Here is a 24,475-nt window from a genome sequence, read left to right as displayed (position 1 = left end):
TAACTCTTAAGAACAAAATCGCAGGCGACTGTGGAGCCGGAGATTTTTTCACGCATCTGCCTTTACGAACGCATGTGAGAAAAATTTGGCAGGCGAATAAGATTTCTTTTTTATTCTTTTTAAAATAAAAAACTAGTCAATCAACCTTTTTTAAGTTATCCATAGATTTTATTGGAATATGAATTCCTAAAGAATAAAAAAAACAGCACCTCAGATATGTAGCAATATCTAAAAGCACTGTTTTAAATCATTCATTTAAGGTTTTAATTAATACTTGATTTATTCTTTTTCTATCACATTTTAAAATTATAAATTCATACTTGTCATAATTTATCTTTTCTTTAGGTTTTGGGTATGACTTCAATTGAGAGTAAATCCACCCGCCAATTGTATCAATGTTTTCAGCTTCAATATTAGTATCTAAAAGTTCATTTATATCTCCAATTAGAACCTTGCCGTCAACAACATAACTACCATTATCAGTTTCTCTTATTTCCTCTTCACCATCATCATCAAATTCATCTTGAATTTCACCAACAATTTCTTCTAAAATATCTTCGGTTGTTACAAGTCCTGCTGTACCACCAAATTCATCTATAATTATTGCCATTTGTGCTTTTTCCTTTTTAAAAGTTTTAAATAACTCCCCGATTGATAATGATTCAGGAACAAATTTAATTTCTCTAATAATTCCTTCTATGTTTTCATTGCCTTCAAATTTAAGTTTATATAAATCCTTGATATGTATAAATCCAATTACATTATCTTTACTATCTTTACATATAGGATATCTAGTTAATTGCTCTTCTAAAGCATAATTTATAATTTCTTCAAAAGTATCTTCAATGAAAATACATGCCATATCAGTACGCGGTATCATGATATCTCTTACTGTTTTCTCTGAAAAATCGAATATATTATCCACAAAAGTTAATTCTGTTTGATCTATTAACCCATGTTTATAACTATCTTCAACTAAAAGCTTTATTTCCTCATCTGTATGAGCTGCTTCTTGCTCATCCATTTGTGAAATCCCAAATATCTTTAAAACTAAATTAGTACTATGATTAAAGGTCCACATTATCGGATAAGTTAATCTATAAAAAGCTATAAGCGGTAAAGCGGTATACATAGCTATATTTTCAGTATTTATAATCGCTAATGATTTAGGCGCCAATTCACCAAGTACAATATGAAGTCCAGTTATAATTGAAAATCCTAAAACCACTGAAATTGAATGCAACGTTATTTCCGGCAAATTAAATAAATTTATTAACGGTCTTAACATTTCCGCGAATGCAGGCTCTCCAACCCAACCAAGTCCTAATGAGGCTAATGTTATTCCTAATTGACATGCAGATAAATACGAATTTAAATCCTTAACAACTTTTAATGTATGCTTTGCATTTTTATTTCCATCTATCGCTAATGTTTCTATCCTTGATTTTCTTACCTTTACCATTGCAAATTCTGTTGCTACAAAAAAGCCATTCATAAATACAAGCAAAATTACAATAATAACATTTAATATTATAATCATATATTGATAGTTTCCCTCCTAAGTTATTGTATGCATGCTACTATATAATACTATTTTAAATACTAATTAACATTATAACATATATTATTTAATAAGTTAGGGCATAAACAGTTAATCATTCATTTTATTTTATATTCTCCATTCTCCAATTAATTAAACCCTACTATTTTTTTGCAGAAATAAAATCCACTCATTCACACTTACGAGGAATACTTTTTACCAAGTTTGTCCACTTGAATTAATTTCTATTTACTCTTTTCCCATACTTTCTGAATCTGCTTTCATTACTTCAACTATATATATGTCCAACTCCTGACTTAACTTCAAAATTTTATTATAGTCCATTTTTTCAGTAATTGTTTTATTTAATTTATCCCTTAATTCTTCAATTTCTTTCTTTTTATCCATACCCCACCTCCAACAAAATACTTTTTAGCTATATATTGTATTTAATCCCATTAACAATTACATTATATAACAAATATTGTTTACTACCAGGAAACTTTCGACGTTCTTTGCAAGTAATAGAATGAGGTGACAAGTATGTTAAAGAGAAAAAGAAGAGAATTAAATTTAACTCAGTCGAAATTAGCAAAAAAATTGGGAATCAGCAAAAGTTATCTATCTAAATTAGAAAGGCATCCTTCTCTTTGTAATCCTAATATTAATTTTATTTTGAAATTGTCGAAGGAATTAAATTTAGATTCTATTGAAATTTTTTTATACTTTATAGAAAGCAAAAATTCTTTTAGTAAGTAAAAAGCACTTGGCATATTAATCTAAACTCCCTCCAAATCACACCTAATAAATTGTATTAAGAAAATAACGAATATTTTTGTTGCTAAAAGACAACCTAAAATTATATTAATAACTCGGAGGATTGAAATGAAGGTATTAAAAAAAATAATGTTTTTTACTATTACCTTAACATTATTTATCGTTACGTCGTTAAATATAGTTAAAAATAATATATATGCAAACGCATCAATTAAACCAGAAAAAAGCGTAAAAATAGTCGTACTTATCTCTTCATTTAATGACGCTTACATTTCTTTAGTTCGTGATAATTTAGAAAGAATTCAAAAAGAAAACGCTAACAATCTGGAATTTATATTTCTTGACGGAAAGAATAATAAAGATATACAAAATGAGCTTATAAATTCAACACTTTCAACTGATTTTGATCTTTTATTGGCAAACTTAGTTGACTTGGATGCCAATAACATAGACTCATTTATCAATAAAGTAAAACAGAAAAATATTCCTGTAATTTTATTTAATGTAGTACCATTTGTAACAACTTCAATCCAATCCTATCCTAGAGCTCTTGTAATAGCAACAGCAGCTGAACAATCTGGAATTCTGCAAGGAAATTTAATTGTTAATGCATGGAACAATAGTAAAACAGCTCTGGATAAAAATAAAGATAATATCCTTCAATACATTATGATAACAGATAAAAGCAATAACACCTTAACTACTGCAAGAGCGAAGTATTCTATATTAACAATTAATGAGGCTGGAATAAAAACAGAAGAGCTTTCCAGAATATCTTCAGAAGGAACTAAAGAAGCTGCCCAAATGATTATGGAATCAACGTTTCTAAAGTACGGTGATAAAATTGAAGCTATAATTGCAACTAACGATACCTTAGCTATAGGAGCCATTAATGCCTTGCAAAAATATGGTTACAACCTAGGCAGCAAATCAATACCAGTTATTGGGGCCAACGCAATACCAGAAGCTAGGGAATTAATTAAGAAAGGTTCTATGCTCGGTACTGTTACTCAAGATCCTTCTGCTATGGCAGAAGCTCTTTATAAGGTTGGATTGAATTTAATTTATAATCGCCCACCTCTTAGTGATACAAAATATAAATTTAATGAAACCGGGTTTGTAATAGAAATGCCTTACAGTGAATATAAACAATAAATAGAATTGAAATTATTTATATAATTATTTATTGTATACATTTTGAAATTAGGTTTATACATTCCAGCCTTAATTGGGAACTTGGCTTGCTAGAGTTTTAATTTTAGACTTACTATCTGAATATATCTAATAAAAAATAGTTTTTTACACTTGTCTCCACTAAAATAACATAGATAAATTTGTGATATCCTACATGATATTAAGAGTAACCAAACGGCTACTCTTAATTAAGTTATAAATTTATTATTTTTCATCTTTATTAGTGATTGTTTCTATCTTACTTAATTTCGAATCACTAGTTGAAGTAAATAATGATTCAAATTGCATTAATTCACTTTTTAATTTTTCATTTTCCTCTTGTAACTTAGAATTAATATCGCTTAATTCTTTAATTACATTTGCATTACCTAATGCAAAATTTTTGCTTGGATTTAAATTTCCGAGTATACTTTGCTTTAATTCCTCAATATCCTCTTTTGTTAATTCAGGAAATCTAGATATTAAAGTATTATCAAACTTATCTATTTTTAATTTCAACATATTTTCTATCGTATTTGAAATTCCAAAATCCTCATCAATCATATCCCAAATTTCTCGTGCTTTTGAAATATAATCTGGATGTTTTGATAGATCATCTTTCACTCCCGACTTGGCAAACCTACTAACGAGAATTTTCTCCATTGGCTTTAAAATTGATTTTAACATTATATGCATCCTTCTATATTATTTTATAACACATATTATGAAATAGCCTCCTTAAAAGCCACTTTTTCTTATATTAATATCATATAAATAATTTTTAATAAATCATATATGAATTATACTCTTAATTTATATTAATGGAGCATAACAAAAGGTGCAGTCTAAATTGACTGCACCTATATTTATAAGAGATTATGAGATTATTAAGGTTTTATATAATTTGAAACATACTTTTTTGTACACTTATATAATAACATAATCCGACAAAATATTCTATTATTTTTATTATCTTTTTATAAATTTGATATTTAAGTATAATAGATAATGATTTTGCAGAATATATTTAATGCATTAATCTCTATTCCTCTAATTAACTTAATAAAAGACGCAGCCATTATTTTATTGGCTGCGTTTAAAAAATTCTAACAATACTAAAGCGAGGTATAAATTATGAAAACCAAAAACTTCTTAGCAACTATTTTAATATTTTTCATCTTTCCTATAACCACTGCTAATGCGACAATTCCAATAGCAAATACTTATAATCAAGGCATATATAAAATTTCTGAAAGTAGCAAAGAGAATTACACTGCAAAACTTATAACCCCTAATAACATTACAAGTTTAATTATTATAGATCCTGATGGAGATATAAAATTTTTCAAGAGGTTCGATACAGTTAATGAAACAATCAACTTAGGCCCTATGGTGAAAGGTGATATAGTATCAGTAATTGGCTCCGGAGAAATAGCTGCTAATTTTATAAGCATAAATTAAACCACTCTCTCGAGTGGTTTAATTACATTATTTTAACATCCCAAAGTCTTTAAAAGGATAAAATATAAATTGAGCCTTTCCTTCTATTTTAGAGCTATCTATATAGTGTTCTTTCCAATACCTTGCATCTAATGATACAGGTCTATTATCTCCTAAGAAAAAATACTTTCCTTGTGGTACTTCAAAGGATCCATTATAATCATCCTTATTTTTCACATAATCTTCTTCTAACTTTTCTCCATTTACAAATACCGCACCATTTTTTATGTCTATCTTATCGCCTGGTAAACCTATTAATCTCTTTACTAAAGTTTCTTTAAGTTCATCTGAGTAAAATACAATTACGTTTCCTCTTTTTAGATTATCAAAGTTATGTATTCTTGTTACTAAGATTTTATCATTTAAATTTATAGTTGGTATCATCGATCCTGTTGGCACATATACATTAAAAAATACAAATTGTCTTAATAAAAACGCTATTACTAAAGCACAAAATATTGGTATTATCCAATCTTTAAAAAAATTACTTTTCTTCTTACCTTTTTCTTCTATTTTAATACTTTCTTCCAAAGCATATCACCCTTCCTAGATTATAATTAATTTTTCTGCTTTTCCCGTTACATATGGATATATTTATTATATACAGATTAATTTAGCAACCATTTATTTAACTTACCAGTAAAATACGAATTAGTCAAGTTTACTTATTTTATATTAATCATCTTAAAAGAAAACATAAGGTACTATTCTAAACAATATATATTATTCAGAATTTGTAACCTTATAAAGAAATATATTTTCCTATATCATATTCCTATCTTCTAGTTAAAATCAAGATATCATTTAATAACATTCATTTCCCTCCCATAAATGTTATTGTTCAATGAATTTTGTTAGCTCTGCATTAAATTTTTCTTTTTCATCGTAGAATAATCCATGCCCACTTTCAGTAAATGGCACAATTTTTGAATTCTTAATGCTTTGTTTCTGAGCTTCACCCAAACCAAACAAACAAACTTGATCATGAATACCATGGAGTATCAAGGTTGGAACATTAATTTTTTCAAGATCAGAAAATAAACTTTCCTCACCTAGCCAAGTATTGGCAATTTCTGCTGTAGACCAGCCAGCTGCCTGCAATCCAAGCTGAAAGAACCGGTTTGAGAACGGCTCAGTAATATGCTTATAGAAAAAAATTTCTCCAAAACTTTGAAGCATTTTAGCTCGATCATTATATGTTCCTTTAATTATGTCAATAACAGCTTGTTTCCGCAACCCATAAGGAAAATAAGATCTTTGAATAAGACTTGGCGCTGCCGCTGCACAAAGAACTAATTTAGAAACTTTGTCATTATCATATTTTGACATATATCTAATAGCGATTGCTCCACCTGTAGAATGACCTAGCAATGTAAAGTTTTTTAAATTAAGCACTTCCACAACTCTTCTAACATCATCCGATAATCTATCATAGTCATACCCTCTATATGGCTTATCTGATTCACCAAAGCCTCTCTGATCTATCCCAATACACCTATATCCCATTTTAGGAAGTATATTAAACTGGTATTCAAATAATTTATGACTTCCTGGCCAACCATGTAAGAATACAATTGTATTTCTTCCTTCTTCATTAAGATCCTCCACATAAACTTTCACATCTGGTTCTACTTTAATATAGTAACCCATATAAAAATGCCTCCATTTAATAAACTTTCTTTCTAAAAACAGCTTATTCTTTTAAAGCAAATAGGTGAATTACTACCTTAATTTTCTATAATGAATAGTAAAATGTAGTTTAATTAAAATAAATACTCAGAATTTATTTGTACTTGTATTTATCATGTATCGCTTACTCCTTCTATAAAAGACTCTCCCTCATTCTTTCTTACTATTTCAACGAAAGCCGCCGAGATTTCAGGATCAAATTGTGTTCCACTGCATTTTTCAAGTTCCTCTGCTGCTTCCTTATAAGTTTTTCTAGTATTATATGGTCTATTTGATGTCATTGCATCAAAACTATCCACAACTGTCAGAATTCTTGCTAAATAAGGTATTTCTCTGCCTTTTAATTTATTAGGATATCCGTTCCCATCATACCTTTCATGATGACTTATAATTAAAGGTATGATATCTTTAAGCGAATCTACAGACTTTATAATTTCAACTCCATTAGCAGGATGTTGCTTTAATAATTCCCATTCTTCATCTGTTAGCCTCATTTTTTTCATTAATATTTCTTTATTAATGTTAATCTTACCAATATCATGCATATAGGCACCATAAATTAAAATTTCTTTTTCCCTTTTGCTTAATTTGAGTTTATCAGCAATCATTCCACTATACATTACAACTCTTTCTACATGACCATAAGTATACCTATCTTTAGCATTAATAACACTAATCAAGGTTTTTATTGAAGTGACAAGTTCAATATCTTTTTCATCTATATTTTTTTAATTTCATCTAAAATTGAAGTATATGCTTCAACTCTATTCTTATTGAAAAATTTTGCTCTATATAACGCATCATCTGCACTTTTTATTAATTCTATATCATTTCTCGCTTTATCTGGATAGACTGATACCCCTATTGAAACTGTCACCTTCCCTTTAGGCTGACTTTCTTCCCCATCAAAATGCGTACACTCTATTTTCTTCCTTAAATTTTCTGCCGTATGCATCGCTTCTTCCTCGTTTGTATCAGACAGTATTATCGCAAATTCTTCGCCCCCATATCTTGCTGCAATATCTTCTTCTCCTATGTTACTTTTAATAATTTCACCCATTTTTCTAAGGACGTAATCACCTTTTTGATGACCATGGGTATCATTATATTGCTTAAAATAATCTATATCTATAAAAATCATGGATACAGGCCTGTTATTCCTATCTCCATTCTTAACTTTCTCTGCTAATGACTCACAGAAATATCTATGATTATAAAGTTCAGTAAGACCATCAATATTTATTAGCTCTTCTAGCTTTTTAATATGTTCTGCTTCTATCTTTACATAGAACCCCAAAGGCCATGCAGTCAAAATAAATACCCCTGCCAGGATTAAATCATTTTCAAAATATGTATTTACTATTAAACTAGGTTCCATAAATAAGTCCATCGCTAAAATAATTAGAGATGAAATACAGGAAACTATAATACCTTGTTTCATTCCATATTGAATCGTTGTTGTTATTATTATAAACAAATACAAAAATTTATATTGGCTTTCATTTACTCCACATATAAATATAATTATCGAAAACACTATTATAAATATTGCTATTTCGATTTTATTGATAATGTCTACATATCTTTTATTAAATCTATTTTTAGTCGAAAAAATCCATATTAAATAAATCAAAACAGATACCATTAACGGTATAAATAAACATATCAACGTATAATATACTTCTGGAACCCATATTATCCTGCTATCACTTTTAATAAAATTTTCACATAAAATTATACCTATAAGCAAAAGTACAGACAATTTCACTACAGATACTATATCATTTACTTGTTTTTGTTTATTATTTTTTCCTCTTCTCATATCATATACCTCATAATAGGTCACAATAAGACCAATATATATTGGTCTTATTGCGAAATTACTCTTCTCTTAAGCACTTTGGTTCCTGTGGCTGATAGTGACCATACCAACATGCTGAAGTTGCCATTATTGAAGCAATAATTGTTGCTAATGTTGCTATACTCATTAAAATTCTATTTTTCATTAATCTCACCTCCTTACAATATAACAAAATAAAGGTTCCAAATTTATCCTAACTTTCCCAATATTAAATGTCCACTTTTAGTTAAAGAGAAAACTTGCCATAATATCCCCATATATATGCATAATGAATAGGTCAATAATCTAAAGTTTTCCAAGTACATATAACATAAAATATTACTTATTATAATAATCAAATACGTACTTAGTATCTTGATAGAGACTTTTTTAAACTTATTTCTCCTTTCAATGCTTTTGATAGGTTTTGCCAGACTGTCTACAGGCACCAACTTATATACAATGTAATATGACCATATAAATATAATACCTCCACTTAATATAACAGTGCTAAGAGTAACATTTATATACTTACATATTAATGCCATACCAACACTTGAGGCTGTACCTATAATCGCACATCGTTCAGGAGATTTTGAATGAACTCCACCAGAACTCTTTCTTAATATACTTATAGTAAATGATACTATGAGCGCTTCAGTAGTAACATTAAAAATTAATCCAAATGCTATAACCAAGACTATGCAGATTCCCATTTGAATAAATGCAAATATTCCATAATTTATTACAGATTTTTTATCATCATCAAAATTTAATTCTTTAGCAATATAGTTAGAAATTTTTTCACAGATATTTTCAATCTTAAACATATCTAAACATTCCTTCTTTTTAAATAATAAATAAAAGATATAGTTGCAAAACATAGTAATGACGGCACTCCATATACTGTTCTTAATATTACATTTGACATTATTTTTTCAAATTCGTCCTTCAAAATAATATTTAATGCTAATATATTTAGTCCTTCAATAATAAATAAAACTATAGTTATTATTAATGATGACTTTATAGACAAAACCACATCTGCTTTATTTATGCTCCACATAATAATAATCATTACAAATATATCAAGTATGGTTGGCACTCCATAATTTATAGGCAAAAGTCGTATTCCATATTCGCATACTGATAATAATAAACTCGAAATTATATATCTTTTTGCATTAAGTTTTACATTAGATAACGCTATCATTGCTAGTATTAATACAAATGCTTCTGGAACTAACCTAAATATAAATTCAAATACTGTTAATCTCAACATTTTCTTTTCTCCCTTGATTATTAATTTTCTTTAAAGCACTATAAATTACTATAAACACAAATACTCTTATAAATATATCACCTACGCTAAGAATAGTGTATCCTAAGTCTATAAAGTCAGTTAATATCTTTAATTTAGTTTGTGCATTTCCTAATATATGAATATCATTCATTCCTCGAAAATTCTCTAATGAACGTCCTGTAAGGCGTGATAATGATTGGTAAACTGGCATAAATCCACAATTAGCTTTTATTGCAATATCGTTTAATGCGCCGCCTAAAATCATAAAAAACGCCCCAATTATCGAACTTATGTATAATTCATATTTTAATATCAACAACAAATATGTAATTAAATAAATAGGTGTTAATCTCCCTATTGTTCTTATAAGCACATAATTGCCCGAAAAAGTTGCAACTTGTCCAATAAACGTGAGTATTTCAAATACAATTAGAGGATAAATAGTCCATGATTTAAATAATGGACATATTTTGTATCCTCTAATTTTTGCTAAAAAGAATGCAAGTAGTACTGTTTCTGGCATATTCCCTCCGCGATCAAATTACTATTTCAATTTTTATATAATAATTGTGTCCTAATAAAACTAATAATTATGAGTTTTAAATAAATTATTATACATATTAATATATATTATAATACCTATTTTGCACAGTTTCTATATCCTTACCCATAAAAGGATAAATTTAATAAGTTAGTTATAAAAATCCTGAAGTAAACTCTTCCTACATAATCTTTGTATTAAATTCGGATTAAGTTTTACTTAACTATATTTTCTTCTTAAATATGCCTATTCTCATATCTATAGTTATAGCTAAAGATTGATAATCTTCTAACTTCTCTTTATTCTCTGGTGTAGACTTCCAATAGTGAGGTGTCATCTTTAATAAACTCAATAATTCTTCTTTATTTAATGTTATATCAAAAGTTACATTAGCTTCTTCTATATAATCATTTTCTTCTGCACTTGCTTTATAAACTTTATCATTCAAATGGACTTCGGAATAAATAATATTTCTAAGTTGTATTAAGTGATTAGTTCTAGGTAACACTCTAACAAATATTCCATTATCCTTTAAAATTCTATTACACTCGTCAATATCTATAGGACTAAATACTGAAATAATACAATCCACTGTTTTATCTCCAAGTGGTATATTAAAATTATTTCCTACCGCCCAAACGCAATCTTTGTTTAATTTACTTGCATATTTTACAGCTTCTTTAGAAACATCTAATCCATAGTAGTTAGCTTCAATATTCCTCTTATTTACATAATCTTTTAAGTTAGTTAAATAATATCCTTCTCCACATCCTAGATCTACAATATTTAATTTGTCACTACTGTCCCCTGCCACCCTGTCAACTATCATTTCGTTTATTTTATCAGATAATTTCTTATAATATCCTCTAGATAAAAAATCTATTCTTGATAAGACCATTTCCTTAGAATCACCAGGATTCTTGCTTCTTTTCTGATTACTGATTAACAAGTTTACGTAACCTTCTTTTGCTATATCATATGTATGTTTGTTACTGCATCTATATATCTTATTTGAAATATCCTTAACTAATGTCTCCTTACAAACAGGGCAAAGTAACAAGGTTTCATTAAAACTATTATTCATAAACTTACAACTCTCTTTCCATACATTGTGTACTATATTTTATGTTTTAATTGCTAAAATCAACATCTACTACAAAAATCTTCATTATTAATCAGTGTCTTTAGACTATTATATACTTCTTCTATTTCTCTTGGTATATCCACATGGACTATAAATCCCTTTCCACTAGGTCCATACCCGTTTTCGTTATCTCTTAATCTTGGTATCTCTCCCATCAAAAGTTCCAGGTATCTTTTATCATCCCAAATTCCATTAATTCTAATATTACTTAATTTTAAATTTATATCAACCTTAGGAATGAATGGCGCATAGTTTATTAACTTAACATTGTTACTATATGTATACTTAGAAAATGAAGCAAAAGTTCTAAGTTGCATAGTAGGATCTTGAATTAAAATTAAAGATTTATATTCTATATTTAATTTGCATAATAATTCTATCGTCTTTTTAGCATTATCTCCACAATTCGTAGATTTATTTTCTATAATAATTTTCTCTGCGCTAACACCATAAATTTTAGTCATTATATCAAAGAATATATCAGCTTCTAATCTATCATCAACCCTAATCAAATTAAATTTCGAGTTTTTCCTTACCTCATCCCTTAGTATTTGAGTAGAATGTCCAATTCCACCACTAATTAAAATTTTATCACACATATTATTCTTCCATGCATTCACAGCACACTGTACTGTATAAGGGATCGAATTACCTAATAAGACTAATACATCAACTTTTTTAAATCCAAATTTTCTTTCTAGTTCCTTAGGATTTAATGCGCTAATATCTCTAACTGCTAAAAATTCAGATATTTTATTAATACAATATTGGATTTCTTCACTATTCATTGTTATCTCCTCCTACTAAAACATATAATAACAAAATTATCCCTAATATGAATTAATAAATTATACCATAAATTATACACGTGTCTTTCATTAACTTTGTATATTTCTTTTGCCATTCTATTATCTTTATATTATTTATAGCATTGGCCAACTCCAACATATTAATTGTTAGCTCAATTCACGCTTCAATAATCACAATATATATTATAAAATTAAAATTCATTCAAAAAAACCTGCTTACAAATCCATCAAATATTTTCTAACGAAAGCTTATCTATAGAATAAAATATTATAAAAAAATAAGATAGATTACTCATTTAAGAATACTCTATCTTATCTGTGGGTATAAATGGGAGAGGGTTTATATCTTTTGTATACCTATATATTAACATATTTCAACAATAAACGCCATATACTTCAAGGCATTTCTTATTTATTTTTCGACATTTGTTCTATCAACTTCCACTAATGTTTCCGTCTTTTTTTTGTATTACTATTTCCAAATTCGTTAGATTTATCAATGTAACTAGTATGAAATAAAGATTCTGCTTTTATACCATTAGGATCTCCTATATAGCTTTTATACATATTTTCAAGATTTTCATTTTCATCAGACACTCTTTTTATTGATTTTTTATCAATATTTCTTAGGGTGTCTGCTCTCAATATTTTATAATCTTTTCCTAACAACTCATTTGAGGATTTACTATAATATTTTATCTGCACAGCTTTAGCTCTGCAGACGTTATTACACAATTTACATCCAACACACTCTTCTTCTTTAACCTCTGCCCTTCCTCTAATATTATACTGTATCGCATTAACAGGGCAATTTTGTATACAAGTACCACATGATATACATAAATTTTCATTAATTTGAGACTTTGTACTTATTCTAGGAGTTCCTCCTCCATTTATGCACCCGCCGTTACATGCTACTACTTCAATGAAACAATATTCCTTCCATTTGTTACTGATTAAAAATTTTTCAATTTCTTTTAGACCATTTATCACTGCAACTTTACAATTTTTATTGCCTAAAGCAACCAACGCTTCTCCTATTTCCTTATACCCTTCTACTGGTTTTAATGTCATATTTTCAGCCTCAGATATATCACTCTTTAAATAACTCATTACAGTTCTAAAAATCGCTTGCATTGCCCCTTGGCTCATACCAAAAAGTGCTGCTGCCCCAGTATATTCCCCCATAAAATCATCAGGTTTTTCGTCTGGTATAGCAGTTATATCTATTCCCTTCTCTTTTAAAAGATTTGCATATTCTCTCACAGTTAGAACAATATCAATATCTTTATAACCGTCTCTCCCCATATCCTCTTTCTCAGCTTCATATTTTTTAGCACTACATGGCTGTACAGATACAATAACTATATTGGTAGGTAAAATATTATAGACATCTGCAAAGTATGTTTTTATTCCCGCTCCCATCATCTGTTGAGGGGATTTCGACGTAGATATATTATCTAATATTTCTGGATGAAATATCTCAGCATAACGTATAAAAGAAGGACAAAAGGATGTGAACATAGGAAGTTTTTCTTTATTTGCAATCCTCTTAATAAATTCACTGCTCTCCTCTACAACTGTCATATCATTTCCAAAATCAGTATTAAATACTTTTTGAAATCCTAATCTCTTTGCAGATGGAGCAATTTTCCCTCCAACATAAGTGCCAATTGGAAGATTAAATTCTTCTCCTAATGTTGCTTTTACTGCCGGAGATGCCGTTAAAACTAAATACTTTCCGCTATTCAAAGCATCTTTTACTAATTCTAAGTCATTCCTTACGTCTATAGCTTCTGTCGGACAAGCAAGCGTGCATTGTCCACAATATAAGCATCCCGTATCCTCAAAGCTTCCATTTTTGGTTTCCACAGTTTTCTTTCCCGAATCAACTTCTTTTAATATAGCCATCTTAGTTTCTTGAGCACATGTAAAAGCACATGCCGTACATCCAATACATTTTTTCTTATTTATTTGTATGATGTTTTTCCCTTCAATTCTATTAACCTTTTTTGACTTTCCCATATATTTCTCCACTTTATTCATTTCTATAGTTATAATTACTTTTTATATTCTTTTATTATTACTATATCTAGCTTATTAATTAGTTAAATTTTTGATAACAACTGAAAACTATAATTTAAAAATGAAGATAAAATCTCTCTGCTCATTGCCTAAATATTTAATGAGCAAAAAAAGACAGGATTTAAATAGAATGTTGCTATATAATATAGGAAAAGATTAAATGAGGTGAGCGCCTTACATGAATTATGAAGCTTGTATAAAAAATTCCATTGAATATATAGAAAATAATCTAAATAAGAAAATACAACTAAAGGAACTTGCAGATAAGGCCTTTTTATCCAAATACCACTTTCATAGGGTTTTTCATTCAGTGGTTGGAGAACCTGTTGCTGAATATATTCGTAAAAAAAGATTAGAGGAAGCTGCAAATGAACTATTAACTACAGAAAATAAGATTATAGATATAGCGCTAAAATATCAATTTAGTAATCAGGAATCATTTACTAAGGCTTTCAAAAAGCTTTATGGAATCCCTCCTAAGGAATTTAGGAAAAACAAAATAAATTTAACAACAATACATTCAAGAAAGAATTCTACAACTTACCTTTCTATGGCTGCTTAGACTTCATTTAAAATATTTTTTAAGGAGTGAATCTTTATGAGCTATGTACCAATGGTTATTGAACAAACAAGTCGAGGAGAACGTTCTTATGATATCTATTCTAGATTGCTAAAAGAAAGAATAATTATGCTAAGCGATCAAGTAAGCGATTCTACCGCAAGTATAATTACTTCACAATTACTATTTCTTGAATCAGAAAATCCAGATGCTGATATTCACTTTTATATAAATAGCCCAGGTGGTTCTATTACAGCCGGAATGGCAATATATGATACAATGCAATATATAAAGCCTGACGTATCAACAATATGTTTAGGATTAGCTGCAAGTATGGGATCGTTTTTACTTGCAGCAGGCTCACCTGGAAAAAGATATGCTCTTCCAAATAGTGAGATTCTAATCCATCAGCCATCTGTACATGGAGGTTTTCAAGGTCAAGCTACAGATATTAGGATTCATACTGAATGGCTGCTAAAGACAAAAAATAAAATAAATAAAATATATAGCGAAAAAACCAAAAAGCCAATAGGGGAAATCGAAAGAGATATGGAACGAGATTATTTTATGTCTGCTCAAGAGGCTTTATTTTATGGAATAATAGATAAAATTCTTTGATAAATATAAATTCCTATTATAAATATATTGAAAAGGTTCAAAAATTTTTGAATCTTTTTTTATTATGCCTATATTATTCACATCTTCATTGGCTATAATATAAATAGTATTCTTATTCTTAACCAAAAAGCAGGTGAAAGTATGTATTATGTAATATATGATTTAGAATTTAACCAAAAAAGCAATGCCTCTGAAGATTGCAATAATATTAATTTTTCAAAATTTAATGATGATACTAACATACCACTTATTCCTTTTGAAATAATTCAAATTGGTGCTATAAAACTAGATAACAATTTTCAAGAAGTGTCTACATTCAATTCCTTAGTCAAACCAACTCTATATAAAACCATTCATCCATATGTTGAGAATTTAACTAAAATAACCTACGATAAAGTTTCTTCTTGCAAAAACTTTATTAATGTTCATAAAGCTTTTTTAGAATTCATTGGAGATGATGATGTACTACTCTGTGTATGGGGCGTTGGCGATATTAAGGAACTCTACAGAAACTTGGGATTTTATAATCTATCTACTTCATATATTTCAAAATATATTGACATTCAGAAGTATGCTTCAAAATACCTTAAAGCACCCAAAAATTCTAGAATTGGTTTAAGAAATGCTGTTGAGATTTTAAATATACCAATTTATGGTGAATTTCATGATGCACTTAATGATGCTTACTATACTTCTGAAATTTTTAAGCGTATTTATAACAAATACATGAAGCCTGAAACTTACGTTCCTTCACCAGCAAAAAGAACTACAGAACCCAAAGAAGTAATTGATACTGAAGCTTTATTAAAGCAATTTGAAAAAATGTATAATAGAGAACTGACTAAAGATGAAAAATCAATGATTAAAGTTGCATACATGATGGGAAAAACGAAACAATTTCTGAAATAAATGCAGCTAGTAGAAAACTTTTTTTAATTCAATATAAAAAGGATACTCTATTACTAATTTTTAGAGTATCCGTGAATTCATGAACTGTAACATCATCATAGACCTTTTATTTTATACTTATATAATGGTCTTCCAATCTTTCCGTACTCTATAATTTTCTCTAGTTCACCTTGTTTGCTCATATAATCAAGGTATTTCCTTACAGTTACTTTTGCAATACCTAGCTTTTCTGACAAGTCCTCAGTAGTAAAATATTCTTCTTCAATATTATTAAGCTCATTTGCTATAGAATTATATGTATACTTATTCAAACCCTTTTCTAGATTTGATTTTATTTCACTACCATTTGTTTTTTTATTTTTATTACTTAAAATAAACTTATCCAGATCGCTTTGTTCCATAGTCTGATTATTTTCAAAACTATTTAATCTTTCTTTAAAAATATTGAGAGATTCGTTAAACCTTTCAAATGTAAAGGGTTTTATCAAATAGTCTACAACACCATATCTAAAAGCATCCTTCACTCTTTCTACACTCTTATCAGCAGTAATTAATATAACATCAGATAATATTTCATTTTGTCTTAACCACTTTAGCAAATCTATGCCATTTTCATTAGGAAGAAAAATATCTAATAAAATTAAATCCACCTGATTCTGCATCAAAAATTCTTTTGCTTCAGAAAGGTTTGCAACTGCTTTTTCCAGTGAAAATCCCTCTATTTTTTTCAAAAACTTAGAATTAATTTGTCTTACCATCGGATCATCTTCAACAATCATAGTTTTAATCATATATTCAACTCCTCCTCATAGGTATAGATATCTCCCATTCAGTACCATCATCAACTTTAAATTTAATAGCTCCTTTAGCTTCATCAATGATCTTTTTCACTATATACATTCCAAATCCTCGTTCCCCTTCTTTACTTGTGATTCCAATGTTGTAAATAGAATTTCTGATATTCTCTGGTATCCCACAGCCATTATCCTTTACCATAATTTTCATTTGATCATCTTCCTCAAAGATTTTCATATATATTTCACCAGCCCCATCATTTTTAACTGCATCAATAGAATTTTCTATTAGATTTCCTACAACAGATCCTAACTCTTCTGATGTCATATATTGTGGTAATTTAATTACTCTTGAGTTATCATCTATTATCAAATTGATTCTAGCTTCTTCACACTTACTATATTTAGATAGTATTAACGCTGCCAAAGATACATTTTTTATTTTATCAGATATTATAGTAGTTATATTCTTTTTACTTTCCACTATGACATTAACAAACTTAATTACTTCATCATATTCTTCGAGTTGTATAAGTCCTGAGATTGTATGAAGTTTATTCATAAATTCATGATTTTGTGCTCTAAGTGACCATGCCATTTTCTTTATACCAGTTAACTCCTCAGCCATTTTTCTAACTTCACTCAAATCTTCAAATGTTACAACTAATCCAAGAATTTGTTTTTTAAATCCTCTTATAATACTGTATTTACACATAACGTTTACTCCAGGGCGCACTTTTATCTCAATATTAGTCATAGATTTCCCGCTGTTTAAAACTTTTAGAGCCATACTTTCGTAGGTAAAATCAGTAATCGGCTTCCCTATATCATTTTCTTTCAAATGTAAAACTTTACTAGCTTGCCCGTTAAATAGCGTTATGCATCCATTATTATCTAAAGCTATTATACCTTCCTTTATATTTTCAATTACAGTTTCTTTTTGCTTTAACGCCAAGGCTATTTCTTCTGGTTCAAGTCCAAATATTGACTTCTTTATATTATAAGAAAGAGCTATAGCTCCCGATATACCCAATATTAATCCCATTAATATTATAGGAATAAATTTATACATTTTCGTATAGACTTCGTTATCAAATTTATTATACAACATACCAACAGCAACTGCACCTATCTGCTTATTACTATCATCATAAATAGGTGCAAATGCTCTTACAGAAATACCAAGTGTACCACTTCCTGTTGATATATACTGCTCTCCTGTGCTTAATACCCTATCTTCATCTCCACCAGCAAATCTTTCTCCTATTTTACTTTTATCTGGGTGAGAATATCTTATGCCATTCATATCCATAATTACGATAAACTCTACATTTGTCTTTATACGGGCCTTCTCTATCTCACTATTTAACAGATCAATCGGAATTGCCTTATTTCCTTTCAAATATTCTTTAACTTCATAGGTTGATGCAAATGAATCCGCTATATTCAACATATTTTTATCTATTTGATCTCTTAATAACTTTTTCATTTCAATAAAAGAAAGTATTGTTATACTTCCAATTGAAATTACAAGGATAGCTATTACAAGAGATATTATTTTACCTTTTAGCTTCATTTTATCTCCTCTATCTAATTCTAAATTTTAGTTCACTTACATTATATATAAATAATTCCCTATTACAAAATAGTACAACTTCTTTAGTAATACGTTTACTTGCTATTTATCAAAGCAATTTCCCACAAAAAGTTAAGAGCGTATCCCTAGGAATCCGCTCTTAATTCATAATTTATTAAAGCCAATAAACTAATACTCAATAATTATAGTAATACTAAATGCTATCTTTTCAACTACTTTCTAATCTTTAGTATATATAGAAGTCTATTTATATTCTTTAACTTCTTCTTGTCCGTTTAAAACTCTTAGTGCACCTTGAGCTAAAGCAAGCATTTCATCTTCACCTGGATAAACAGTTATTGGAGCAATAAATTCCACTTTTTCTTTTATGATGTCTACCATCATTTTTTCGTAGGCAATGCCTCCAGTTAAAATTATCGCATCTACTTTTCCACATAAAACCGCAGCTGCTGCCCCTATATCTTTTGCTACTTGATATCCCATGGCTTCATAAACTAACTTTGCCTTCATGTCTCCTTCTGATGCAAGTTGTCTAACTATTCTCCCATCGTTTGTATCAAGATATGCTACAAAACCGCCTTTTCCGGTTATCTTCTTCAATATTTCTTCTAAAGTATATTTCCCACTAAAACACATTCTAGCTAAATCACCAGATGGTATGCCACCACTTCTTTCTGGTGAAAATGCGCCTTCTCCATCAAGAGCATTATTTACATCAATTATTCTGCCATTTTTATGTGCGCCTACCGAAACACCGCCTCCCATATGAGCAACTATAACATTTATATCTTCATAGTTCTTCATATTTTCTTGCGCATACCTCTTAGCCACTGCCTTTTGATTTAATGCATGAAATATACTTTTTCTTGGAAGTTCTGGCACTCCTGAAAGTCTTGCTATATCTTCCATTTCATCTACAACTACTGGATCTACTATAAAAGCAGGTTTATTAATAGACCTCGCAATTTCATTAGCAATTATAGCACCAAGATTAGATGCATGCTCTCCTTGAACATTTTCTTTTAAATCTTTTAACATATTATCGTTTACACTGTAGGTACCACTAACTATAGGCTTTAAAAGGCCACCTCTTCCAACTATTGCATCCATTTCAGTTATATTTATTTTATTATCTTCTAGTATTTTTAATATAACTTCTGTTCTAAAGCTTTGTTGATCAACTACGTACTTAAACTTTCCTATCTCTTCTGATGAATGTCTAAGTGTTTCCTCAAAAATTTCCTTTTCACCTTCATATACTGCTATTTTAGTTGATGTGGAACCTGGATTTATAATTAATAATTTATGACTCACACATTTTCCTCCCCTACGTTATATTTAATTATAGTATTTGCATCTATTGTTATTATTATAAACACAGATACAAAACCTGTTTTTAAATTATACTCTGTAGGTATCAGCTTTAGCAAGTATTTTTCAATATTAAAATTAATTTTATTAATTCATACTATAGCTCTTAACCCAATACTAATAATTATTTATTGTACTACTGCTTCTCTGCTCAATTTCTTTTCTTTATTTGCTCTAAGCATTTTAAACACATAAGAAACAATGAATGGACAAACAATAGCAGATACTACGCATGCCGCTGCAACTTGTGCTGTTGCTATTGTCGCTATTGCAGCCAATGTTGGGTCTGCCGCTGCAACAGCTGCTGGTGTGGCTACTGCATTTCCCGCTGTTGATCCTGTTGCAAGTCCAATTATAGGTTCTTCTCTAAATAATTTTAAAAGTATATATGCCCCTATTCCAGTAAAGGCAGCTATCACTCCTAATAATATACCAGGACCTCCAGCTTTTACAATTGTATCAAGATTCATTCCTGCACCTAATGGGAATGAGAAGAATGGAATTAATAACAACTTACTGCTTCCAAGAAACTTTCTCATATCAGGGTCGGCGTTTCCTAAAATCATTCCTATTCCTATTGGAATTAACACTGCAACAAGTGACATAAATGGAATTTGAGCAAGCCCTGATGCACCTAATGCAACCAAAGTGAAAAATGGACCATCTTTTAAAGATAATAGAGCATAAGCACCTACATCTGTTTCATCACCATATTGTGAAGCTAGAGATGCATATAACCCCCCGTTGCAATTTGTTAGTGCTGAAAGAATCGCTAGTGGTGATAAACCTAATACCCCAGCTGGTCCAAAAACTTTTCCTACAATTATACCGATACCAGCACCCACTATGAATTTTCCAGATATTAATAGTGCACCTTTTTTTAGTGCTTTAGGTGCTAATTTGAAATTAATTTGTGAGCCAATTAAAAACATAAAGCAAGCCAGAATTGTTGATGATGCCGTCGAACTAAATAGTGCTGTTGTATATCCACCAATTTTAAGGAATTGCGGACAAAAAGTGTTAACTAGTACTCCTAAAAAAAGTGGAACAAGCATCATACCACCCGGTATTTTATCAAGTGTTTTCTTAATTGGGATTTGCATATATATACCTCCTAAAATCTTGTTTTTTATTTTTAAACCTTTACATATATCTCATGATAAACTTCTACTTAAACAATCCTAATTTATAATTTTGTTAGATATAATTAGTTATAATCGTATTTTATTTAGAATTTGTACATGCCACAAATATAGTAATTCTAATTTCTTACTTTCTAATAACATGTACAAATCGAATTCAGCTATTTTCTCGCAACTCCGCTTTCTCTTGCAGCATTTGCAATTGCTTCTGCTACCTTTGTAGCAACATTTTTATCTAAAGCACTTGGAATTACATTATTTTCATTTAACTCTTCATCTTTAATGTATCCAGCTATGGCATATGCTGCAGCAAGCTTCATTTCCTCATTTATTTCTTTTGCTCTAACATCTAAGGCACCTCTAAAAATACCCGGGAAAGCTAGAACATTGTTCACTTGATTTGGAAAATCTGAACGTCCTGTTCCTATAACTCTTGCTCCAGCTGCTTTTGCTTCATCTGGCATAATTTCCGGTGTTGGATTTGCCATTGCAAAAATTATTGCATCTTTATTCATTGCTTCAACCATTTCAGGCTTCAATATTCCTGGAGCAGACACTCCAACAAATACATCGGCACCAATTAAAGCATCTGCAAGGTTGCCTTTTATATCATCTGGGTTTGTTATTTCTGCTAAAGCATCTTTAGCATCATCAATTTTTTCCATGCCTCTATATAAAATACCTACTTTATCGCAAGCAATTAAGTTTTTTACTCCTGATGATAATAAAAGCTTAGCTATTGCAGTTCCTGCAGCTCCCGCTCCATTTACTACTACTTTTATATCTTCAAGCTTCTTATCTACTACTTTAAGTGCATTTATAACACCAGCAAGAACAACTATTGCAGTTCCATGTTGATCATCATGAAATACTGGAATATCGATTAATTTTTTAAGTTTTTCTTCAACTTCAAAACATCTTGGTGCTCCAATATCTTCTAAGTTTATTCCACCAAATGTCGGAGCTATTAATCTAACTGTATTAACTATTTCATCAACATCCTTAGAATCTACTAATATAGGGAAAGCATCAACATCTGCAAATTCTTTAAATAAAATTGATTTTCCTTCCATTACAGGCATTCCTGCCATTGGTCCTATATCTCCTAGTCCTAATACAGCACTTCCATCTGTTACTACTGCTACCAAATTTCCTTTCGATGTATATTTGTAGACGTTTTCCTGATCTTCATGAATTTTTCTGCATGGTTCTGCAACTCCCGGTGTGTATGCAAGACTTAAATCATCTCTTGTTTCAACCTTAACCTTAGATGTAATTGAAATCTTTCCTTGTTTTTCTTCATGTAATTTTAAACTTTCTTCAAAATAATCCATTTAAAACATCCCCTCTATATTTAAACATTTACATTTGATATTTAATATTTCGTTGTTGTTTGGTGTAACTAGATAATATCATTTTGTCTGAAAATTTAAAATATTAAGTAAGTTTAATTTATGTTTAGTAAATTAAGAATACTTTGTGTTTTCTTTAACAATGTATTTATTACTTTGAGTCATCATTTTATTTTTACCTTGATCCAAAAAATCTTCTGCTTTACATTGCTTTACTTCTCATGCTTAGATCACTTTTCTTATTGAAAGTTTTTTATTTTAGAATATTGATATACTTCGTATAAAAACTATTTGCTATCATAATATACATTTAACAAAAAAAGAAAGTATGAACTCTTACAGTTGATACTTTCTTTTTTTATTAATATCTTTCTTCTCGTATTCTCCTCAGACATTCTATTTTTCCTTACTTGCATTTCTAATATTACAAATCTTCTATTTCTTCTAATGATTTTATAGTCTCATCGCACCATTTTATTTTTGCCTCTTCACTTTGTTTTCCATAATTAATGGTTGTAAGCCATAAGACTAAGCTTTTTTTATCTACTTTAACTTCACCTGATCTGAGAATTCCATCTATTTCTGAATATTTAATCAAATCTTTTTCTGAATCACTTTTAATTTCTCTTATTCTTTCTATAATTTTCTTTACTGGTACATCCCTAGATAGGAATATTTTTAGTAATAGCTCAGATCTAATTGGCTCTCTTTCAATTGGGAGCAATAACCACTTATCTAGTTCTTCTTTCCCCTTTTCAGTAATTGAAAATATATTTTTAGCTGGTCTTCCTTCATTTTGTTGCACTTCTTTTGTTATTAATCCTTCATCCTCCATTCTTTGAAGTACAGGATATATATGCCCAAAATTTTCATTCCAGAAATGCCCGATTGAAGAGTCACACACCTTCTTAATATCGTACCCTGAGCCAGACGTATGATTTAATATTCCTAAAAGAGCATATTTGGTTTTATTTACTTTTGCCATTTGATTCACCTCTAATATTTTTGCTTCTACAGTACAATATAACTTCAAAACTATACTAATCTCATATCTAAAATCAACATTTAATTTTAATTATCTTACCTTCTTCCAATACCATCTTGGGAATAATATAGAAAATGCTATAAGTGCAGGAGTTGAAACGTTGCAATAAATAGTGCTTATTGCATAGTATGAACTCATTGATACGGTAAATAATAATATAGTTCTTACAATTGCTTGACTAATATTCAAAATCCCCCAAGAAACAGTAATTATTCTCCAAGCTGCTGTATACTTTTGTTGCTTCTTAAAATCCTCTGATGCGTTTCTCAAGTAACTTTGCTCTACTATTATTTGAATCAATGATCTTCTAAAAAACAAAGATCCAAGAAAAATTATTGCAAGTAAAATATCTTGAATTATTGGTGCTATTAAATAAAATGAAGGATCATTTGAAATAATAGTTCCTACTACACCAATTCCTGAAAAAGCTGCTCCCATTACTGCAAGAGCATTAAGTTTACGTTCTTTTACAAAATTTAAAATGACTACACCAATGCTCCAAGCCCCAGATAAGATTATTCCTTTTAATGTCATTCCAAATTTATCAAAACTCGAAAAAATTATTATAGGAACAATTGCGCTTATTATAAAATCCTTATTAAGTATATTTTTTACTATTGAATTTTGTTTACTTGAATTATTTATTGATTTTTCCATTATTAATCTCCTCCAATTTATATCTACCTC

General features: G+C 29.2%; 25 protein-coding genes and 1 pseudogene. 6 read left to right on the top strand and 20 right to left on the bottom strand.

The features are described 5' to 3' along the window. Nucleotides 1-247: 247 nt before the first annotated feature. Both T483_RS0121005 and T483_RS30640 read right to left on the bottom strand, forming a co-directional pair. Nucleotides 248-1,540, bottom strand: a complete 1,293-nt coding sequence (locus tag T483_RS0121005) for a hemolysin family protein (protein WP_026888599.1) — start codon at nt 1,538-1,540, stop codon at nt 248-250. 249 nt (nt 1,541-1,789) lie between these two features. Continuing rightward, nucleotides 1,790-1,948: an aspartyl-phosphate phosphatase Spo0E family protein gene (locus T483_RS30640; protein ID WP_080697098.1), complete on the bottom strand. Its 159-nt coding sequence runs from the start codon at nt 1,946-1,948 to the stop codon at nt 1,790-1,792. Nucleotides 1,949-2,083: 135 nt separating this feature from the next. Between T483_RS30640 and T483_RS0120995 the strand changes: the two genes are divergently transcribed. Next, on the top strand, nt 2,084-2,299 hold the full coding sequence (locus T483_RS0120995; protein WP_026888598.1) for a helix-turn-helix domain-containing protein: 216 nt from the start codon (nt 2,084-2,086) through the stop codon (nt 2,297-2,299). Between the two features lie 126 nt (nt 2,300-2,425). Next, nucleotides 2,426-3,472 carry a galactose ABC transporter substrate-binding protein gene (locus T483_RS0120990; RefSeq protein WP_026888597.1) on the top strand — a complete coding sequence of 349 codons (1,047 nt, stop codon included), beginning with the start codon at nt 2,426-2,428 and terminating at the stop codon, nt 3,470-3,472. Between the two features lie 243 nt (nt 3,473-3,715). Here the strand turns inward: T483_RS0120990 and T483_RS0120985 are convergent, their stop codons facing one another. Further along, a complete protein-coding gene (locus T483_RS0120985) occupies nt 3,716-4,177 on the bottom strand; it encodes a hypothetical protein (protein WP_026888596.1) in 462 nt (153 codons plus the stop codon). 447 nt (nt 4,178-4,624) lie between these two features. Here T483_RS0120985 and T483_RS0120980 point away from each other — a divergent pair, with 447 nt between their 5' ends. After that, nucleotides 4,625-4,951, top strand: a complete 327-nt coding sequence (locus tag T483_RS0120980; RefSeq protein WP_026888595.1) for a hypothetical protein — start codon at nt 4,625-4,627, stop codon at nt 4,949-4,951. 27 nt (nt 4,952-4,978) lie between these two features. On the opposite strand, the gene lepB is transcribed toward T483_RS0120980, so the two are convergent. The 10 genes and pseudogenes from lepB to T483_RS0120930 form a co-directional block, all read right to left on the bottom strand. After that, entirely contained in the window at nt 4,979-5,521 is a 543-nt protein-coding gene (gene lepB, locus T483_RS0120975) for a signal peptidase I (RefSeq protein WP_026888594.1), read from the bottom strand. A 303-nt stretch (nt 5,522-5,824) separates the two neighbouring features. After that, nucleotides 5,825-6,640 (bottom strand): alpha/beta fold hydrolase, encoded by an 816-nt coding sequence (locus tag T483_RS0120970; protein WP_026888593.1) that lies wholly within the window; start codon nt 6,638-6,640, stop codon nt 5,825-5,827. A gap of 152 nt (nt 6,641-6,792) precedes the next feature. Beyond that, nucleotides 6,793-8,501 (bottom strand): annotated as a pseudogene (locus T483_RS29605) (bifunctional diguanylate cyclase/phosphohydrolase). 58 nt (nt 8,502-8,559) lie between these two features. Next, complete coding sequence (locus T483_RS29600; RefSeq protein ID WP_035790417.1) at nt 8,560-8,685, bottom strand: cyclic lactone autoinducer peptide; 126 nt, start codon at nt 8,683-8,685, stop codon at nt 8,560-8,562. 43 nt (nt 8,686-8,728) lie between these two features. Continuing rightward, the gene (locus T483_RS0120955; protein ID WP_026888592.1) at nt 8,729-9,349 is read right to left on the bottom strand and encodes an accessory gene regulator ArgB-like protein; all 621 of its coding nucleotides are present in this window, start codon (nt 9,347-9,349) and stop codon (nt 8,729-8,731) included. Nucleotides 9,350-9,351: 2 nt separating this feature from the next. Continuing rightward, nucleotides 9,352-9,801 (bottom strand): hypothetical protein, encoded by a 450-nt coding sequence (locus tag T483_RS0120950; protein WP_026888591.1) that lies wholly within the window; start codon nt 9,799-9,801, stop codon nt 9,352-9,354. Next, nucleotides 9,779-10,345 (bottom strand): DUF5317 family protein, encoded by a 567-nt coding sequence (locus tag T483_RS0120945; RefSeq protein ID WP_026888590.1) that lies wholly within the window; start codon nt 10,343-10,345, stop codon nt 9,779-9,781. The genes T483_RS0120950 and T483_RS0120945 overlap by 23 nt, the downstream gene beginning before the upstream one ends. Nucleotides 10,346-10,586: 241 nt before the next feature. After that, nucleotides 10,587-11,447: a putative RNA methyltransferase gene (locus T483_RS0120940; protein WP_026888589.1), complete on the bottom strand. Its 861-nt coding sequence runs from the start codon at nt 11,445-11,447 to the stop codon at nt 10,587-10,589. Nucleotides 11,448-11,506: 59 nt separating this feature from the next. Beyond that, nucleotides 11,507-12,295, bottom strand: a complete 789-nt coding sequence (locus tag T483_RS0120935) for a YdcF family protein (RefSeq protein ID WP_026888588.1) — start codon at nt 12,293-12,295, stop codon at nt 11,507-11,509. 465 nt (nt 12,296-12,760) lie between these two features. Then, nucleotides 12,761-14,341: a [Fe-Fe] hydrogenase large subunit C-terminal domain-containing protein gene (locus T483_RS0120930; RefSeq protein WP_035790415.1), complete on the bottom strand. Its 1,581-nt coding sequence runs from the start codon at nt 14,339-14,341 to the stop codon at nt 12,761-12,763. A gap of 238 nt (nt 14,342-14,579) precedes the next feature. On the opposite strand from T483_RS0120930, the gene T483_RS0120925 reads away from it, so the two are divergent. The 3 genes from T483_RS0120925 to T483_RS0120915 all read left to right on the top strand — a co-directional run bounded on the left by T483_RS0120925 (nt 14,580) and on the right by T483_RS0120915 (nt 16,487). Next, a complete protein-coding gene (locus T483_RS0120925; protein ID WP_026888586.1) occupies nt 14,580-14,963 on the top strand; it encodes a helix-turn-helix transcriptional regulator in 384 nt (127 codons plus the stop codon). A 36-nt stretch (nt 14,964-14,999) separates the two neighbouring features. Further along, on the top strand, nt 15,000-15,578 hold the full coding sequence (locus tag T483_RS0120920) for an ATP-dependent Clp protease proteolytic subunit (protein WP_026888585.1): 579 nt from the start codon (nt 15,000-15,002) through the stop codon (nt 15,576-15,578). A gap of 141 nt (nt 15,579-15,719) precedes the next feature. Beyond that, a complete protein-coding gene (locus tag T483_RS0120915) occupies nt 15,720-16,487 on the top strand; it encodes a 3'-5' exonuclease (RefSeq protein WP_026888584.1) in 768 nt (255 codons plus the stop codon). 95 nt (nt 16,488-16,582) lie between these two features. Here the strand turns inward: T483_RS0120915 and T483_RS0120910 are convergent, their stop codons facing one another. From T483_RS0120910 to T483_RS0120880, 7 genes are all read right to left on the bottom strand, one after another. Further along, nucleotides 16,583-17,278 carry a response regulator gene (locus T483_RS0120910; RefSeq protein WP_026888583.1) on the bottom strand — a complete coding sequence of 232 codons (696 nt, stop codon included), beginning with the start codon at nt 17,276-17,278 and terminating at the stop codon, nt 16,583-16,585. Nucleotides 17,279-17,282: 4 nt separating this feature from the next. Further along, nucleotides 17,283-18,857, bottom strand: coding sequence for an ATP-binding protein (locus T483_RS0120905; RefSeq protein WP_026888582.1), 1,575 nt, complete (start codon nt 18,855-18,857; stop codon nt 17,283-17,285). A 264-nt stretch (nt 18,858-19,121) separates the two neighbouring features. Continuing rightward, nucleotides 19,122-20,192: a butyrate kinase gene (buk, locus tag T483_RS0120900; RefSeq protein ID WP_012060163.1), complete on the bottom strand. Its 1,071-nt coding sequence runs from the start codon at nt 20,190-20,192 to the stop codon at nt 19,122-19,124. Between the two features lie 185 nt (nt 20,193-20,377). Then, a complete protein-coding gene (locus T483_RS0120895) occupies nt 20,378-21,352 on the bottom strand; it encodes a 2-keto-3-deoxygluconate permease (protein WP_012060164.1) in 975 nt (324 codons plus the stop codon). A 200-nt stretch (nt 21,353-21,552) separates the two neighbouring features. Beyond that, a complete protein-coding gene (locus T483_RS0120890) occupies nt 21,553-22,725 on the bottom strand; it encodes an NAD(P)-dependent malic enzyme (RefSeq protein ID WP_026888581.1) in 1,173 nt (390 codons plus the stop codon). A gap of 442 nt (nt 22,726-23,167) precedes the next feature. Then, nucleotides 23,168-23,728 (bottom strand): PadR family transcriptional regulator, encoded by a 561-nt coding sequence (locus tag T483_RS0120885; protein ID WP_026888580.1) that lies wholly within the window; start codon nt 23,726-23,728, stop codon nt 23,168-23,170. Nucleotides 23,729-23,818: 90 nt separating this feature from the next. Then, entirely contained in the window at nt 23,819-24,445 is a 627-nt protein-coding gene (locus T483_RS0120880; protein WP_026888579.1) for a VC0807 family protein, read from the bottom strand. Nucleotides 24,446-24,475 lie beyond the last annotated feature (30 nt).

This window comes from Clostridium beijerinckii HUN142 (assembly GCF_000621745.1).
In the GTDB taxonomy this organism is placed as follows: domain Bacteria; phylum Bacillota; class Clostridia; order Clostridiales; family Clostridiaceae; genus Clostridium; species Clostridium beijerinckii_A.
Note: the sequence above shows the minus strand (reverse complement) of the source record. Positions and strands in the feature narration are given on the sequence as shown.

Bases quoted from the DNA above. Each gene is read 5' to 3' on its own strand.
- T483_RS0120935 (WP_026888588.1), bottom strand. From the start codon at position 12,295: ATGAATAGTGAAGAAATCCAATATTGTATTAATAAAATATCTGAATTT.
- T483_RS29600 (WP_035790417.1), bottom strand. From the start codon at position 8,685: ATGAAAAATAGAATTTTAATGAGTATAGCAACATTAGCAACAATTATT.
- T483_RS0120905 (WP_026888582.1), bottom strand. From the start codon at position 18,857: ATGAAGCTAAAAGGTAAAATAATATCTCTTGTAATAGCTATCCTTGTA.
- T483_RS30640 (WP_080697098.1), bottom strand. From the start codon at position 1,948: ATGGATAAAAAGAAAGAAATTGAAGAATTAAGGGATAAATTAAATAAA.
- T483_RS0120955 (WP_026888592.1), bottom strand. From the start codon at position 9,349: ATGTTTAAGATTGAAAATATCTGTGAAAAAATTTCTAACTATATTGCT.
- T483_RS0120990 (WP_026888597.1), top strand. From the start codon at position 2,426: ATGAAGGTATTAAAAAAAATAATGTTTTTTACTATTACCTTAACATTA.
- T483_RS0120925 (WP_026888586.1), top strand. From the start codon at position 14,580: ATGAATTATGAAGCTTGTATAAAAAATTCCATTGAATATATAGAAAAT.
- T483_RS0120920 (WP_026888585.1), top strand. From the start codon at position 15,000: ATGAGCTATGTACCAATGGTTATTGAACAAACAAGTCGAGGAGAACGT.
- T483_RS0120890 (WP_026888581.1), bottom strand. From the start codon at position 22,725: ATGGATTATTTTGAAGAAAGTTTAAAATTACATGAAGAAAAACAAGGA.
- T483_RS0120970 (WP_026888593.1), bottom strand. From the start codon at position 6,640: ATGGGTTACTATATTAAAGTAGAACCAGATGTGAAAGTTTATGTGGAG.
- T483_RS0120930 (WP_035790415.1), bottom strand. From the start codon at position 14,341: ATGGGAAAGTCAAAAAAGGTTAATAGAATTGAAGGGAAAAACATCATA.
- T483_RS0120940 (WP_026888589.1), bottom strand. From the start codon at position 11,447: ATGAATAATAGTTTTAATGAAACCTTGTTACTTTGCCCTGTTTGTAAG.
- T483_RS0120910 (WP_026888583.1), bottom strand. From the start codon at position 17,278: ATGATTAAAACTATGATTGTTGAAGATGATCCGATGGTAAGACAAATT.
- T483_RS0120995 (WP_026888598.1), top strand. From the start codon at position 2,084: ATGTTAAAGAGAAAAAGAAGAGAATTAAATTTAACTCAGTCGAAATTA.
- T483_RS0121005 (WP_026888599.1), bottom strand. From the start codon at position 1,540: ATGATTATAATATTAAATGTTATTATTGTAATTTTGCTTGTATTTATG.
- T483_RS0120880 (WP_026888579.1), bottom strand. From the start codon at position 24,445: ATGGAAAAATCAATAAATAATTCAAGTAAACAAAATTCAATAGTAAAA.
- T483_RS0120950 (WP_026888591.1), bottom strand. From the start codon at position 9,801: ATGTTGAGATTAACAGTATTTGAATTTATATTTAGGTTAGTTCCAGAA.
- T483_RS0120915 (WP_026888584.1), top strand. From the start codon at position 15,720: ATGTATTATGTAATATATGATTTAGAATTTAACCAAAAAAGCAATGCC.
- T483_RS0120895 (WP_012060164.1), bottom strand. From the start codon at position 21,352: ATGCAAATCCCAATTAAGAAAACACTTGATAAAATACCGGGTGGTATG.
- T483_RS0120985 (WP_026888596.1), bottom strand. From the start codon at position 4,177: ATGTTAAAATCAATTTTAAAGCCAATGGAGAAAATTCTCGTTAGTAGG.
- T483_RS0120945 (WP_026888590.1), bottom strand. From the start codon at position 10,345: ATGCCAGAAACAGTACTACTTGCATTCTTTTTAGCAAAAATTAGAGGA.
- T483_RS0120980 (WP_026888595.1), top strand. From the start codon at position 4,625: ATGAAAACCAAAAACTTCTTAGCAACTATTTTAATATTTTTCATCTTT.
- T483_RS0120885 (WP_026888580.1), bottom strand. From the start codon at position 23,728: ATGGCAAAAGTAAATAAAACCAAATATGCTCTTTTAGGAATATTAAAT.